Origin of the sequence: Pseudomonas sp. GZD-222, from assembly GCF_049310525.1 — a bacterium.
In the GTDB taxonomy this organism is placed as follows: domain Bacteria; phylum Pseudomonadota; class Gammaproteobacteria; order Pseudomonadales; family Pseudomonadaceae; genus Aquipseudomonas.
In genome coordinates, this window is the sequence record NZ_JBMOWO010000080.1 from 205376 (window position 1) to 219527 (window position 14152).

Below are 14152 nucleotides of genomic sequence, written 5' to 3' on the forward strand. Positions count from 1 at the left end.
TCAGGCTCCGTCAGCATCAGGCATGTCGCAGGTGTTTTTCGCGTTGTTCCTGGCGCTCTTTGGCTTCGATGCCGAGGCTTGCGGTCGGCCTGAGCAGCAGGCGTTTCAGGCCGATCGGCTCACCACTCTCCCGGCACCAGCCGTACTCGCCGCTGGCCAGGCGCTCAAGGGCTTCATCGATCTTGTCGAGCAACTTTTTCTCCCGCTCCAGCACACGCAATTGCCACTCGCGCTGCTCTTCAGCGCTGCCGATATCTGCGGGATCACTGCTGGTATCGCGTTCGCGCAGGGCTTCGAACTCTTCGGCGATCCGCCCTTGCAGCTCGGCACGCTGGTCAAGCAGCAAGGTGCGAAAAAACTGCTGCTGCGCGGCATTCATATAGGCATCCGCCGGCTGGGCGAGCAGCTCGGCCGAGGTAAGTACTACGGACATGGTCAGGGTGCCTGCTCAAGACAAAAATAGGTTATAACATAACATTTAGAGCATAAGAAAGCCCTCCAAAGAGGGCTTGAACCACTGGTTACCGGTCGTTAGCCAGGTTGTTGCACATAGCGCGCCAGGCGGGGATCGCGACTCATGACGGCCAGGGTATTGCTGTAGACCTGGTCTGCGGTGACATCCTGATTGGCAAAGATCTCATCGAAATGGCTATGGGTAACGCTGGCAAAGTGTTGACGATCATCGCTGGGGACCCCCAGCAACGTGGCATAGGCGCTCAGCGATTCGCCACCGCCCCTGGCCATGTCTTCGGAAATGCCTTCAAGCATGTTGTTCATCGCCAGCATCGAGCGACCGCCGTAGCCCAGCTTCACTTTTGAATCGCAGCCATTGGTGCCGGAAGTCAGGCCAAAGGTGGCATTGCCAGAGGTGCCGTTGGTGGTAGTGGCCAGCAGGTGGGGCCCCAGACCGCTGTCTCCTTCAAACAGCATGTTGCCCCAACCGCACCCATTGCCTCCCGCTTGGGCTGCCTGCACAGAAATCGCGGCAGTGCTGAGGAGCCCAAGTAACATTACTTTGCCAATCAGTTTGCTTGTCATGCTCGAATTCCTTTGAATGGATTAAGTCACAGACACGCCAACGCCAGAACAACGAACCGTTGCACAGTACGCGCCCTCGTTAGAGGGTGTAGGCGAACTTTCAGCCAAGTTCAAAGTTACCGGGCAAAAGAGCTCGAAATCGGTGATTACTGTCTGACATCTCAAAGTTTTGCCAAGCCGCCACCCACTGGAAATAATGGTGGTCCCGACCATGCCCCCAAGGACTCGACCGCATGAAAGCTCCCCTCGCCCTCTGTGTACTGACAAGTCTGGCAAGCAACGCCCTGGCCGACAGCGCCCCCTCGCGCCTCGACGACGTACTCCAGCGCGGCACGCTGACTGTCTGCACCACCGGAGACTACAAGCCTTACACCTCCCTGCGCGGCGATGGCAGCTATGAAGGCATCGACATTGCGATGGCCGAGTCCCTGGCCAAGAGCCTCAACGCGAAAATCCACTGGGTACCCACTACCTGGAAAACCCTGATGCCAGACTTCCTCGCCCAACGCTGCGACATTGCGGTCGGTGGGATCTCGGTATCCCTGGAGCGGCAGAAAAAGGCATTCTTCAGCCACTCCTTGGGCGTCGACGGCAAGATCCCGCTGGTACGTTGCGCCGATGTGCAGCGCTATCAGACGGTCGAGCAGATCAACCAGCCCCAGGTGCGGGTGATAGAGCCTGCCGGCGGCACTAACGAAGTATTCGCCCGTACGCACCTGGGCCAGGCGCAATTGCGACTGCACGACAACGTAACGATTTTCGATGAACTGCTGGCGGGCAAGGCCGACGTGATGATCACCGACGCCAGCGAAGCGCGTTATCAGCAGAAGCTCAAGCCGGGCTTGTGCGCGGTGAACCCTGAGCGCGAAATGCAGTACAGCGAAAAAGCCTTCCTGCTGCCCCGCGGTGATGTTGCGTGGAAAAGCTATGTAGACCAATGGTTGCACCTGAGCAGGGCCACCGGGGTGTACGACGGTATCGTCAATCAGTGGTTGGCGGCGCCCTGAATCACAGCCTTCTACGCCTTCGGACTGCGCTGAAGCGAGCGCAGTCCAGCCGCCCAGCACAATGTACAGGCCCATCCAGACCATCATGATGATCTGGATAAGGAAGAACACAAACCTCAGGCCATGGGATTAGATAATCCCAAGCTGCCTGGCCATGAACAATTCATTGCGCTCAACGATCTCCTCCACGACCTTGCCTGCCGGGTTAAAACGGAAATAGGTCAATGCCGTCCAGTTCACATCTTTGCCTTGCACATCGAATCCATGCCAGGTGTTTGAACCTGTTGCACGGTGGGTCAAATGAACGACAACCACATCGTCGGTTACCACCTCTTTGCTGAACGTCGTTTCGATTGACGCATAGCGATCCAGGACATGCTCGGACAACGCGCGCTTGAAGTTGCTGACGCCAACGATGGGCGCGGCACAATCGGGTCGGTGCACCACTACATCAGCATCAAAATACTCATCTACACGCTCAATATCTTTGCCATCGACACAGTATTTGAAATAGCGCTTTACCGTTTCGAGATTGTTAAGACCCATGACAGTTACCTCATCAATGTGAACACAAGTTTGAAGTGCTGGAGTTTCCAGAAGCACCGCGCAGCGGCCTCTGTAGCGCGCATTCTAGGGAGGGTATTTTTATCGGTAAATCACCAGTATATTTAAGGTGATATCAATAAATGGAATACCACATGAAGCTGGACAGGCTCGAGCGCTGGGCCACGGTTCGACATTTCAGGCTGGCCATCGCCCTGGTTGAATACGGCAGCATCCTGCATGCGGCGCGCTCAATGCACCTCTCGCAACCGACTGCGAGCAAACTGCTACAGGACCTCGAGGAGGCCGTTGGCGCACGGCTATTCATGCGTAGCCGCCGCGGGGTGACGCCTACCGAACTCGGACGGGCTTTTGTCGAACGCAGTCATGGCGTGCTTGCCCAGATCGACCATGTATCCCACGCCATTGATGCACTGGGCCGGGGTTATTCCGGGCGGGTCACCGTCGGCTGTGTGTTGACAGGTTCCAGTTACCTGGTGCCCGCCGCGATTGCCCGACTCCGGTCATCTCGGCCTGACATACGGATCAAGATTGTCGATGGGGTCAGCGCGGAACTGATCCCGCGGTTGATCGCGGGCGAACTGGACTTTCTGATCGGTCGGCTATCCGATGTCGGCAGCAGCCCGGTGGTTGCACAGGAAGCGCTGTTCAGCGAGAACGCCATTATTGTCGGCAGGCACGATCACCCACTGGCGCAGCAACCGGACGCCACCCTCGAAACACTTGCAGGTGCGGCGTGGATGCTGCCCCATGCAGAGACCACCTTGCGCAAGCAGTTTGACAACCTGTTTTATCGGCAGAGCATCGACCCGCCGCATGCAACCATCGAAACGGTTTCTCTGTTCAATATTCTCTGGCTGTTGAGGCAGACCGATCTGTTGGGAATACTGCCGCAGTCGGTGGCGTTCGATCCCGTGTACAGCGCCGAGATCGTTCGCCTTCCCGCGTTCGAACCGTTGTTGCTGGGTCAGATTGGCATCTCGCGGCTTCCAGGTGTCACCTTGTCCCCTGCCGCGCAAGCACTGGTGCAGACACTCAGAGAGGTCATTGACGATACCTCCCAGGCCTTGGCGGGCTGACCCAGCCGCAAGCGCCGACGCGTTCAAACGCCCTGCACAATCCACAGCCCCATCCAGAACATCATGATGATCTGGATTAGGAAGAACACAAACCTCAGGATCGCCACCGCTTCAGTTTGCTCAAAGCAGATATGAACCAGGCTCTGCAGGACGCGGGCGGTGATCAGCACCAGGGCGAGGATGTCCAATGTGCTGCTGGTCAAGCCCGAGGCATTGAGCACCAGGACGATAGCGCCATAGACCGGGAGGTTCTCGATGCAGTTGCGGTGGGCATTCATCGCCCGTTGATACCAGGCGCTGCCTTGCGGCGTGCCTGGCTGCCATTCACGGACGGTTGCGCGACCGGTCAAGATCATCGACCAGCGATAGACACCGACCGTTCCCAGCAGGATGAGCAGTGTCCAGGCGGCGAATGCCAGCAGTACCCAAGTGGGCGTGTTCATTGAACAGACCTCTTATGCTTCAAGAATGAAACAGTGGGTAGCTGCTCACACACGCTAACGACCACCGATAGCTTCGAGGGTAGTTTCACAAGGCTAATCCCGGTAGCACCGTAAATCTGTCTTCAGCGTTCGCCGCTGCCCGGGATCGCGCAGAGCGCAATCCCGGGCAGTTTCACCTCAAGGTCTGAGTTCGAACAATGCAGGCATCGCCGGCCGCGCCGAAGGCACCTTGCGGAAGCGGCTGAACCCGGCCTTCTCGGCCATCTGCCTTGCACGGCCTTCGCCCATGAAGGCGCCAAGCCCTTCTCCGCCGTGCGACAGCGAGCAGGTCATGCAATACAGCGTGCTCTGCGGGTACATCACCCGCCCGAACAGGTTCATGTTCTCGTGCAGCTCTTCCGAGAGGTTGAGCTCAACCATGAGGAAGGTCCCGTCGTCGGCGGTCGACTCGCGCAAGTCCTTGAGCATTTGCTGCGGGTCGGTGGCATCGTGGATGACCACGAAGGTGGTGACGAAGTCGAATTTCTTGCCCACCAGCGCATCGGAATCACTGACCTCGAACTGCACCCGGTCCGCAACCCCGGCGGCCCGGGCATTGGCCCGTGCGCGTTCAATTGACGGTGGGTGGAAATCGCAGCCATAGACCCGCGCCTCGGGAAACGCCTTGGCCATGGTGATCGCGGCCAGGCCACTGCCGCAGCCAAAATCGAGGACGCTGCCGCCTGCGCGCAGCTTTTCTTCGACACCGTCCAGCGACGGAATCCAGTGCTGCACCAGGTAATGCTTGTACCAGGGCATGGTCATGCGCTCCATGCCCTCCCAGGTCTCCAGCGGGAACGCTTCTTCGGCGCAACCGCCACCGTTGCGGAAAGCCTCGATGACCTTGGGCGCCATGCTCACGAACGGCACGCTCAACTGGATGATGCCACCGGCGAAGTACGGTGAATCCTCGTCGGCAAGCACCGGGAAAAACTCGGCAGGCATGCGGTAGCGCCGGGTCTGCGGGTCGTAGCTGAGGTAACTGCCGGTCACCATGCTGCCCAGCCACTCACGCAGATAACGGGCGTTGTAGCCGGACTGTTCGGCCAGCTCCTCCAGGGTCACCCAGTCACCGTGCGCAAGTGTTTTGAACAAGCCCAGCTGGTCGCCGATGTAGAGCATCGCGCCGCGCAGTGTGTTGCCGTAATCTTCCATGATCCGTGCAGAAAATTGCTCGACCTTGGCGATGTCAGTTTCAATACCCTTTGTCATTTGTTTCTCCCTGTTTTACAGCATGACCGCATGTCGCCTGCGGTGGGTTCTCAGTAATGGCTGGCAACCTTGTCCAGCACGTTGTCAACGATTGTCCCGGCCATTCCCAGATGGCTTCTGGGCTCGAACAGCCTCGTCAGTGTGTCCTCGTCCATGACCGCGGTAACCCGCGGGTCGGATTCGATCGCCTCGCGCATCGACACGCGGTTGCGCTGGCTGGCCTGAGTGATCTCGAAGATGATTGCGTAAGCGCTGCTTTTGCCGAGTTTCTTCGCCATTTCAAAGACGAAAGCCTCGGTGCAGATGGCATCGCTGTAGGCGTTTGCAGTGTTTTCCATGGTCTTGTTGTTGACCGTGAGGCTACTGATCGTCTCGGTCAGCAACGACAACGCCATCAACGCATAGTGCGAGACATCCGCGACCGCACACCACTCCAGGCGCGTCCCGCGGTAGTCGCGTTCGTGCTCCAGGATCATGGCATCGAGCGCGAGCATGACCTGGGCCTTGGCCAGCCGCGCGAGCACCACCACCTGCTCGCAACCCTCGGGATTGCGCTTGTGCGGCATGGTGCTGCTGCCTATCTGCTGCTGCGTCCAGCCGACCTCCAGCTCGCCGATCTCCCAGCGGTTGAGAGTGCGGATCTCATCGGCAACCCGGGCCAGCGAAGCGGTGACCATGGCCAGGGTGCTGACGAACTCGGCAACACGATCGCGCGACACATGCCAGCCCGCCAGCGGTGCATCCAGCTGCAGCCGGAGGGCAAAGCGCTCGAGCATGGCCATGGCCTCAGGGCCAAAGGCTGCCATCGTGCCAACGCCACCGAACAGCTGCACCACCAGAATCCGCTTGCGTGCCTCGCCAAGGCGCTGGCGATGGCGCATCAGTTCATCGATCCACCCCGCTACCTTAAGCGCGAAGGTAGTGGGCAATGCCGGAATCGAGTGGGTTCTTGCGACCATCAGCGAGTCGCGTTGCGCGTTCGCCAACGCCGTGAGTCTGGCCAGGAGGATATCCAGCGCGTGCTCCATCGCATCCAGTACATCGCGCATTTCCAGGGACTGGGCGGTGTCCTGGATGTCCTGGGTGGTAGCGCCAAAGTGCACGTACTCGCGGGAACTCGGGTTGCAGTTGTTCTGCAAGGCACTGAGCAACGGCATCAGCGAGTGCCCGGTGGTGGCAACGCCATCGGCAATCTGGCGCAAATTGATCGCCGAAAGCCGGGCAGCCTGCTCGATGTCGAGCGCGGCCTGGCGGGGGATGATGCCGACATCCGCCTGAGCCTGTGCCAGCGCCGCTTCGACATCAAGCCAACGCTGCAGACGGCAGTGGCTGCAGAAAATCCGCCGGCTCACCGGACCGGCATAGCCTCCCCCGTGGGTTTTCGAGTCGACAATATGACTGTGTTCGTGCTGGCAACTTGCCTCGGACTGCAGTGCAGCAATGTCACCCGAAGGTGCGCTGCAGGAAGAACGGGCAACCATTTCAAGCGTTTGTGCATCCATCACATATCCTCCATCACGCGCTGAGACTGACTGGGATTTCCTTGCGTTGACATCGCCCTTTCAAGGTCATCGCTTGAAGGGTCGGACAGCGAATTGCCAGCGACCAGATCGACCATCTCCGCCGCCAGCCCGGTATAGGTGGCGGGGTCGAGCAGGTCTTCGAGCGCTTGCGGGGTGAAACAGTCGCGCAAGCGTTCATCGTTGAGCAGTGCATAGCGGAACGAGACATTGTTGCGCCGTGATGCCTGGGACACCTCATGCAGCAGCTCATGGGCGGTCTGCTTGCCAAACTGCGCCGCCAGCGCGAGCATGATCCGCTCCGACAGCATCAGGCCGCCAAGCATGTCCAGATTGCTGCGCATGCGCTCCTCGCGGACCTCAAGCCCGGCCGCCAGCACGCCGTCCATGCGGGTGAGCAGCGCACCGGCATAGATGAACAGGTCCGGCAACGCCGCCCACTCGATGCGCCAGGTCGTACCATCTCGCTCGTGCAACTGAAACGCAGCGTCCGTGAGCGCGACCATCTGCGCCCGCACCAGCCGCGACAGCGCGCTGATCAGGTCTACCGTCGACGGGTTCTGCTTGTGCGGCATGGTGCTGCTGCCGACCTGCCCCGGCCGGCTGTACTCGCGTACCTCGTCTATTTCGGTGCGTTGCAGGTGATAGATCTCATTGGCCACCCTGCCCAAGGTTACTGAGGTCTGAACCAGCAGCCAGGCGGCCTCCAGCACCCGGTCCCGGGCGCTGTGCCAACTGGTCAAGGGGGCGGCGAGCCCGAGTCTGGCCAGGGTTCGGCGCTGGATCTCGAAGCCCTGTTGGCCAAACGCTGCCATGGTGCCCACGGCCCCGGTCAAGTTGCCCACCATTACCCGCGCATAGGCTTCGTCAAAGCGCTCCAGGTGACGGTCAAGCTCATCGATCCAGACCGCCACCTTGTAGCCGAACGTCGTCGGCAGAGCTTGCTGGCCATGGGTTCGCGCCACCATCGGGGTGTGCTGGTAACGCTGGGCAAGCACCCGCAGATGAGCGCGAATCGACTGCAAGCGGCTCAGCACCAGCGTCCAGGCCTCCTTGATCTGCAGCATCAGCCCTGTATCGAGGATGTCCTGGGTGGTTACGCCGTAATGCACGTATTCACCCCAACGTCCTGTGCAGGACCATGCCAATGCACGGAGGGTGGGCACCAGAATGTGCCCGGTGGCCATGCTCTCGCGACCCAGTGCGTCGAGATCGAACATCTCCACCTTGGCTACGCGGGCAATCTCGCGCGCGGCCTGAAGTGGAATGATGCCCATCTCTGCCTGGGTCGCCGCCAGCGCCCGTTCGACATCAAGCCACTTCTGCAACTGATTGCTATCAGAGAAGATCGCGGCAAATTCCGGGGACGAGTAAGCGCCCCCGTGGAGACGAGATTCTGTTATGTGACTCGGCATGTTGTTTCGCTCGCGTTGTCCCGGGGCGGTTACTTGACGTTCTGCAGGTGTTGCCAGACGGCGTCGTAATAGGCCCGCTCGACACGGAAGTGCTGCGCCAATGAGGTCAGGAACGCGTTCTGGAACGCCACATCAGGGATGCGTCGAGCGATCAGCTGCCATTCCCGCTTGGCGCGAGGCGGCACGAGACTGATGTGTATCTTGTAGTACTCCGCCGCGTCCTCACTGAGGCCGGCCTGAAGCAGCGCGCGATAGAGCTTCTCATGGTTGCCCGGCACCACCAGTTCAGTGATGTAGAACACCGCCAGGCCCCAGCCGACGTCGGGATTACGGAAGCTACGGGCGCGGTTGTTGAGGTAGGCGATCTCTTCGGGCATCGTCGAGATCGCCTCGAAGTCGGCCTCCAGATCAATGGCGTTGAGCAGCTTGGCCAGCAAGCGCGGATGCGAACTGCGTTCGTCCTCTTCCCCCAGTTCGCCGTACAGGTAGCGGCTGAGTGCTGCGGCCTCGTCAACATCGGTCAAGTTCACCAGCAGATCCGCCGCGTCCCGATACAGGCGGAAGGTACGGAACCACTGGTGGCGCAGAAAGACCTGGAGCTGCGCGCGCGAGGCGGAGCCGGCGAAGACGTACTGAGACATCGGGTGGTTTTCGCGGGATTGCGCAGCAATCTCTTGTTTCAGACGCTGCTCGAAGGCCTCTTCGGACAGCGCAGAGGACAGGTCGGCAGCAGGCATGAAACGCTCTTCCACGCGATAGATTGCATTGGCCAGCCAACGTCGGGTCAGCGCGGTTGCCACGTCATCGCTCAGCGACAGGATATAGAGCAGTTGCTGATACTCGGCGAAGGCCTTGGCGTCGCCCTTGTGCGCCGTTTCGGTCAGCGCGGCCAGCCTGTTCGCCGCAGTTTCGATCTGGCTGGAGGTTGCGTTGGCTGCCAGCGCATCGGCGACACTGCGCGCTTCGCTGGAGTGAAGGCTCTGGAGTTGCTGCAGAGAAAAATTACGAGTACTCATCCTGTGTGCTCCTTATTTTGTTCTACGTGCACGGTGGTGGTTCAGGCGGTGTGGATGGACTGACCCTGCATCTGCTGCCACAACATGTCGAAGTACGCCTTGTTGATTTCGAAGTGCCGCGCCAGCGCCTGCATGAACGTGCGCTGGAAGGCTTCGCTGGGGGCGAACTTGGCGATCAGTGCCCACATCTCCTCGGTATCGATCTCATCCTGAGTACCGTGAAGGCGATGAAACTCGCTGGGTTGCTCCGGAACGCCGAGGCGTTGGAGCATTTCGTAGATCCGCCGGTGGTTGACGCAACTGACCGACTCAACCGCATAGAGCAGCGCCAGGCCCCAGGCGACATCGGTATGACGCACGCAACGGATGCGATTGTTCAGGTAGGCCTTTTCCAGCGGCTGTAGCGCCGGGAAATCGATACACAGGGGGATATCGAAGTAGGTCATGAGGTGGGACAGCAACGCCGGATGCGAACGCTCTGGAGTCTCCGCCCCGGCTTCGCCATACAGGTTGCGATAAAACACCGAGGCATCCTCGATGGCTTCGAAGCGGAACGCCAGCTCGGCCAGGAGGCTGTAGAAATTGTAGGAGCGCGTCCAGTGGTGTTCCAGGAAGAATCGCACGTCCTCAAGCGGCGGCGTGCCGTGAAACAGGTGAACCGACATCGGGTGCGTCACACGGCTGCGCGCCTCGATTTCAGCGTCGACTTTTTTGCGAAATTCGTCCACAGGCAGCAGCTTGAAGTCTGGCAGTTTGGGGGCGAATTTATCCTCGATCAGATAGACCTGGCTCGCCATCCAGCGGCGGGTCGGCTCGGTACGGGGGTCACCGGGAATATGCAGTTCCAGGAGCGACGCCTGGTACTGCGCGTAGGCTGTGGCATCCCCTGCCAGGCCTTTCTCGGTGAGCGCAAGCAGGGCCTCCAGGGCAAACGTGAGCTGAGCGTAGCTGGCACCGGGCTTCAATGCCTCGGTTAATAGCGCAGGTACTGACGGAACAGCCGCGTGAGTCTGGCCGAAAAAAGTGTCTGGGTTAACGGCATCGCGGTAGGCGCTGATCTTTTCCATATCGATCTCCATTGCTTACAAAAACATTCCTTTTAACCATCGACCTCACAAACAAGGTTACGGTGATTCCTTGATCGTGAGCATGACGCACTCTTCGCCTACGCCGAGGCGTGCGAAGTTATGAGTTTGATCAGGGGAATAGAACGTTGGCGTCCACACCGTGAGTGCGGAGAACTAAGTCAGAGGAGGTATTGCGCGGTTGTTGAAACTCAAGAGAAATCATGTAACTACCCTTTCTTTGTTGTTGTGTGGGAAACGTAAAGCTTCCCATAGTGGAAAGGTCAAGCTTTGAATTTGAATTTTTTTGCGCACATTCACAATCGGTAAAAATTACGCACTAGTACTGCTCATGCGGGCCCGAACCCGCCCGGCAAGGGGTTGCGACGCCAGGATCAGGCCGCCCGACGAATGCCGATGTCTTCACTTGGTTACAAATTGAAAAACAACGGCATCCGCGGTTTACAGAAGCTTCAGCGCTTCAGCTTACTGCTTGCCAGGGTACCCGGCTTCGCTAAGCACGGTAAGGAACGCAGCTTCGTCCAGGTTGCTCTCGACCGTCACGTTGCGGGAGGGTGGATCGGTCTTGATACGCGCGTCCGGATCGACACTCAGTAGTGCATTGGTGACCGATCGGGCGCAGCCACCGCAGGTCATGTTCGGAATAGTAAAACTATACATGTCGATCTCCTGATCAATGATGAAGTCCAGAAAAGATAGAGCCTGCCCCTGTGGCAAGGTCAAATGCTTTAACACTAACTATTCGTAGTGTTTAACGTCATCCGTAGCACTGATTACTTCCTGGTTACGCTCTTTTACAGTGCTGCGTTCGATGGCGAACTGCGGATTTTTCACCAACTTGCCATTGCTCCACACATACAAAGGCGTAGTACTGAAATTATTCAGGTCGTAGTTACCGTTGTTTTTCGGGTTACCACCTTTTGCCGAAACCGCAGTGGCGGCCAGTGCCAGTGTGATGACAACCAACGTAGAGGCTATTTTTCTCATGCCATGTCTCCTTGCATAGTTAGCCATTCGCGCTTTTCAAGCGCGAACGAACGCCCACCGAAACACTGGTATTGAGTGACTCGCGACGGTTTGTGTGGGCGTAAAGAACCGGCGCCTGGCCAGGCGCCGGGTTCAACGATCATTCAGCAGAGGCGACGGCCCCTACGTTACTGCGCGGTGCCTCGGCGCGCGATTCAATCGCCATGGGCGCCTGCAAGCGCTTGAGCCGCAGCGCGTTGCCGAGCACGAATACGCTGGAGAGTGCCATGGCGGCGGCGGCGAAGATTGGCGACAGCAAGCTGCCGTTCAGTGGATACAGCACCCCCGCAGCGACCGGGATCAACAGCGCGTTATAGGCAAAGGCCCAGAACAGGTTCTGCTTGATATTGCGTATGGTGGCCTGGCTCAGGGCAATGGCATTCGGCACGCCACGCAGGTCGCCGGACATCAACACCACATCGGCCGCTTCGATCGCCACATCGGTACCGGTACCAATGGCCAGACCGACATCCGCTTCGGCGAGCGCCGGCGCATCGTTGATACCGTCTCCGACGAAGGCCACCCGCGCGCCCTCGCTGCGGAACTTCTTCAGCGCCGCGACCTTGCCATCGGGCAGCACTTCGGCCGCCACTTCATCGATGCCCAGCTGTTTGGCAATCGCCGCCGCCGTCGCCGCATTGTCACCGGTGATCATCGCCACCTTGAGGCCGAGGGCGTGTAGCGCCTTGATCGCCTCAGGCGTCGACTCCTTGATCGGGTCGGCGACCGCGATCACTGCGGCCAGGCGTCCGTCAATCGCGGCATAGAGCGGGCTCTTGCCTTGCTCGCCAAGACGCTTGGCGGTCGACAGGAAGCTGGCCACATCAAGCCCCAGCTGCGTCATGAAGCGGTCCGCGCCGACAGAGACGGTGCGTCCGGCGACCTTGGCCGAGACGCCAAAGCCCGGGGTTGCGTCGAAGCCTTCGACGGCTGCGATCGTGAGGTTACGCTGCTGTGCGGCGGCGACGATCGCTTCGGCGATCGGGTGTTCCGAACGCGTCTCGACAGCGGCGACCAGCGCCAGGACTTCATCGTAGGCAAAGTCATCAGCGGTAATCAGGTCGGTCAGCTCGGGGCGGCCTTTGGTCAGCGTACCGGTCTTGTCCAGCGCAACAACGCTCACGTCACGCAGCGCTTGCAGGGCTTCGCCCTTGCGAAACAGCACGCCGAGCTCAGCCGCCCTGCCCGTCCCAACCATGATCGAGGTCGGCGTGGCCAGCCCCATGGCACATGGGCAGGCGATAATCAGCACGGCGACGGCGTTGACCAGGGCGAAGGTCAGCGCCGGGTCCGGACCGAACACCAGCCAGATCAGGAAGGTCAGTGTGGCGGCGGCCATTACCGCCGGGACGAACCACATGGTGACTTTGTCGACCAGGGCCTGGATCGGCAGTTTCGAGCCCTGCGCTTCTTCGACCAGACGGATGATCTGCGCGAGTACGGTATTGGCGCCGATCTTGGTCACGCGGAAGCTGAAGGCACCGGTCTTGTTCAGCGTACCGCCGACGACTTCGGCGCCCACCCCTTTCGACACTGGCACCGGTTCGCCGCTGATCATGCTCTCGTCAACATACGAGGCGCCTTCCACGACCTCGCCATCGACCGGAATCTTCTCGCCCGGACGCACGAAGACGATGTCACCGGTGGTGACCTGATCGAGCGGAATCTCGATGCTGGTGCCGTTGCGCTCGACGCGCGCAGTCTTGGCCTGAAGCCCAACCAGGCGTTTGATCGCCTGCGAGGTTTTGCCCTTGGCCCGCGCCTCTAGGGTGCGGCCCAGCAAGATCAAGGTGACGATGACCACGGCTGCTTCGAAATAGACGTTCGCCGTGCCTTGCGGCAGCACTTGCGGTGCGAAGGTGGCGACCACCGAATAGCCGTAGGCTGCCGCGGTACCGACCGAGACCAGCGAGTTCATGTCAGGGGCACCGCGCAACAACGCCGGTACACCCTTCTGGAAGAAACGCAGCCCCGGACCGAACAGCACCAGGGTGGCGAGGGCGAACTGCAGGTACCAGTTGGTCTGTTGCCCAATATTTTCCATCACCCAGTGATGCATGCCGGGAATCAGGTGCGAGCCCATCTCGAGGATGAACACCGGCAAGGTCAGGATCGCGGCAATCAGCAATGCACGCCGCAACGAACGTGACTCGCTTTCGCGGCGCTCGCTGTCCTGATCACCAGCGTTGGCGTTTTCCGCAGACAGGCTACGGGCGCTGTAGCCCGCCTGTTTGATCGCTGCTTCAAGGTCGGCGCTGGAGACAACGCCGGCCAGGTGGCGCACCCGGGCGCGCTCGGTGGCCAGGTTGACGTTGGCTTCAATCACACCCGGGATCTTTGCCAGTGCCTTCTCGACCCGGCCAACGCACGACGCGCAGGTCATGCCCTCGATCGCAAGTTCGCTAGCCTCTTCGCGAACGTTATAACCGGCTCCTTCGATAGCCCGTACGGCGGCCTGTGGATCAGCCTCGGCGCTAAAGGTAATGTCGGCACGTTCGGTGGCGAGGTTGACGGCGGCCGAATGCACGCCGGGTACCGCTTTCAGCGCGCGCTCGACCCGACCGACGCAGGACGCGCAGGTCATGCCTTCGACCGGCAGGCTCAAGCGACTGCTTGCGGACGAGGGCGGATTGGAGCCTGGTTGGACGGCAACGGAAGCCATTGAACTACCCCTTTCAGTGTCTGTTGAACAAAGCTTGAAGCCTCCC

General features: G+C 59.9%; 14 protein-coding genes. 2 read left to right on the plus strand and 12 right to left on the minus strand.

The genetic code is table 11. The features are described 5' to 3' along the window. Window positions 1-16 precede the first annotated feature (16 nt). Complete coding sequence (gene dksA / locus ACO6VD_RS16420) at window positions 17-433, minus strand: RNA polymerase-binding protein DksA (RefSeq protein WP_422420593.1); 417 nt, start codon at window positions 431-433, stop codon at window positions 17-19. A gap of 98 nt (window positions 434-531) precedes the next feature. Continuing rightward, window positions 532-1038, minus strand: a complete 507-nt coding sequence (locus ACO6VD_RS16425) for a DUF3015 domain-containing protein (protein ID WP_422420595.1) — start codon at window positions 1036-1038, stop codon at window positions 532-534. A 233-nt stretch (window positions 1039-1271) separates the two neighbouring features. Between ACO6VD_RS16425 and ACO6VD_RS16430 the strand changes: the two genes are divergently transcribed. Beyond that, the gene (locus ACO6VD_RS16430; protein ID WP_400171134.1) at window positions 1272-2045 is read left to right on the plus strand and encodes a transporter substrate-binding domain-containing protein; all 774 of its coding nucleotides are present in this window, start codon (window positions 1272-1274) and stop codon (window positions 2043-2045) included. A gap of 129 nt (window positions 2046-2174) precedes the next feature. Here the strand turns inward: ACO6VD_RS16430 and ACO6VD_RS16435 are convergent, their stop codons facing one another. Then, window positions 2175-2591, minus strand: a complete 417-nt coding sequence (locus ACO6VD_RS16435) for an ester cyclase (RefSeq protein ID WP_422420597.1) — start codon at window positions 2589-2591, stop codon at window positions 2175-2177. 152 nt (window positions 2592-2743) lie between these two features. On the opposite strand from ACO6VD_RS16435, the gene ACO6VD_RS16440 reads away from it, so the two are divergent. Beyond that, entirely contained in the window at window positions 2744-3688 is a 945-nt protein-coding gene (locus tag ACO6VD_RS16440; RefSeq protein ID WP_422420599.1) for a LysR family transcriptional regulator, read from the plus strand. Between the two features lie 23 nt (window positions 3689-3711). Here the strand turns inward: ACO6VD_RS16440 and ACO6VD_RS16445 are convergent, their stop codons facing one another. The 9 genes from ACO6VD_RS16445 to ACO6VD_RS16485 all read right to left on the minus strand — a co-directional run bounded on the left by ACO6VD_RS16445 (window position 3712) and on the right by ACO6VD_RS16485 (window position 14106). Continuing rightward, window positions 3712-4131: an MAPEG family protein gene (locus ACO6VD_RS16445; protein ID WP_422420601.1), complete on the minus strand. Its 420-nt coding sequence runs from the start codon at window positions 4129-4131 to the stop codon at window positions 3712-3714. 177 nt (window positions 4132-4308) lie between these two features. Beyond that, entirely contained in the window at window positions 4309-5382 is a 1074-nt protein-coding gene (locus ACO6VD_RS16450) for a class I SAM-dependent methyltransferase (protein WP_422420603.1), read from the minus strand. 50 nt (window positions 5383-5432) lie between these two features. Beyond that, window positions 5433-6884 (minus strand): class-II fumarase/aspartase family protein, encoded by a 1452-nt coding sequence (locus ACO6VD_RS16455; RefSeq protein ID WP_422420605.1) that lies wholly within the window; start codon window positions 6882-6884, stop codon window positions 5433-5435. Beyond that, window positions 6884-8317: an adenylosuccinate lyase gene (gene purB / locus ACO6VD_RS16460; RefSeq protein ID WP_422420606.1), complete on the minus strand. Its 1434-nt coding sequence runs from the start codon at window positions 8315-8317 to the stop codon at window positions 6884-6886. The genes ACO6VD_RS16455 and purB overlap by 1 nt, the downstream gene beginning before the upstream one ends. Before the next feature lie 29 nt (window positions 8318-8346). Further along, window positions 8347-9333, minus strand: a complete 987-nt coding sequence (locus ACO6VD_RS16465) for an HOASN domain-containing protein (protein ID WP_422420608.1) — start codon at window positions 9331-9333, stop codon at window positions 8347-8349. A gap of 41 nt (window positions 9334-9374) precedes the next feature. After that, on the minus strand, window positions 9375-10400 hold the full coding sequence (locus tag ACO6VD_RS16470; RefSeq protein ID WP_422420609.1) for an HOASN domain-containing protein: 1026 nt from the start codon (window positions 10398-10400) through the stop codon (window positions 9375-9377). A 483-nt stretch (window positions 10401-10883) separates the two neighbouring features. Beyond that, window positions 10884-11078, minus strand: a complete 195-nt coding sequence (locus ACO6VD_RS16475; RefSeq protein WP_422420611.1) for a heavy-metal-associated domain-containing protein — start codon at window positions 11076-11078, stop codon at window positions 10884-10886. 78 nt (window positions 11079-11156) lie between these two features. Further along, window positions 11157-11405 (minus strand): hypothetical protein, encoded by a 249-nt coding sequence (locus ACO6VD_RS16480; protein ID WP_422420612.1) that lies wholly within the window; start codon window positions 11403-11405, stop codon window positions 11157-11159. A gap of 139 nt (window positions 11406-11544) precedes the next feature. Then, entirely contained in the window at window positions 11545-14106 is a 2562-nt protein-coding gene (locus ACO6VD_RS16485; RefSeq protein ID WP_422420613.1) for a heavy metal translocating P-type ATPase, read from the minus strand. Between the last annotated feature and the right edge of the window lie 46 nt (window positions 14107-14152).

Excerpts from the sequence above, each read along its gene's own strand:
- dksA (WP_422420593.1), bottom strand. The coding sequence starts at position 433 with ATGTCCGTAGTACTTACCTCGGCCGAGCTGCTCGCCCAGCCGGCGGAT.
- ACO6VD_RS16425 (WP_422420595.1), bottom strand. The coding sequence starts at position 1,038 with ATGACAAGCAAACTGATTGGCAAAGTAATGTTACTTGGGCTCCTCAGC.
- ACO6VD_RS16430 (WP_400171134.1), top strand. The coding sequence starts at position 1,272 with ATGAAAGCTCCCCTCGCCCTCTGTGTACTGACAAGTCTGGCAAGCAAC.
- ACO6VD_RS16435 (WP_422420597.1), bottom strand. The coding sequence starts at position 2,591 with ATGGGTCTTAACAATCTCGAAACGGTAAAGCGCTATTTCAAATACTGT.
- ACO6VD_RS16440 (WP_422420599.1), top strand. The coding sequence starts at position 2,744 with ATGAAGCTGGACAGGCTCGAGCGCTGGGCCACGGTTCGACATTTCAGG.
- ACO6VD_RS16445 (WP_422420601.1), bottom strand. The coding sequence starts at position 4,131 with ATGAACACGCCCACTTGGGTACTGCTGGCATTCGCCGCCTGGACACTG.
- ACO6VD_RS16450 (WP_422420603.1), bottom strand. The coding sequence starts at position 5,382 with ATGACAAAGGGTATTGAAACTGACATCGCCAAGGTCGAGCAATTTTCT.
- ACO6VD_RS16455 (WP_422420605.1), bottom strand. The coding sequence starts at position 6,884 with ATGGATGCACAAACGCTTGAAATGGTTGCCCGTTCTTCCTGCAGCGCA.
- purB (WP_422420606.1), bottom strand. The coding sequence starts at position 8,317 with ATGCCGAGTCACATAACAGAATCTCGTCTCCACGGGGGCGCTTACTCG.
- ACO6VD_RS16465 (WP_422420608.1), bottom strand. The coding sequence starts at position 9,333 with ATGAGTACTCGTAATTTTTCTCTGCAGCAACTCCAGAGCCTTCACTCC.
- ACO6VD_RS16470 (WP_422420609.1), bottom strand. The coding sequence starts at position 10,400 with ATGGAAAAGATCAGCGCCTACCGCGATGCCGTTAACCCAGACACTTTT.
- ACO6VD_RS16475 (WP_422420611.1), bottom strand. The coding sequence starts at position 11,078 with ATGTATAGTTTTACTATTCCGAACATGACCTGCGGTGGCTGCGCCCGA.
- ACO6VD_RS16480 (WP_422420612.1), bottom strand. The coding sequence starts at position 11,405 with ATGAGAAAAATAGCCTCTACGTTGGTTGTCATCACACTGGCACTGGCC.
- ACO6VD_RS16485 (WP_422420613.1), bottom strand. The coding sequence starts at position 14,106 with ATGGCTTCCGTTGCCGTCCAACCAGGCTCCAATCCGCCCTCGTCCGCA.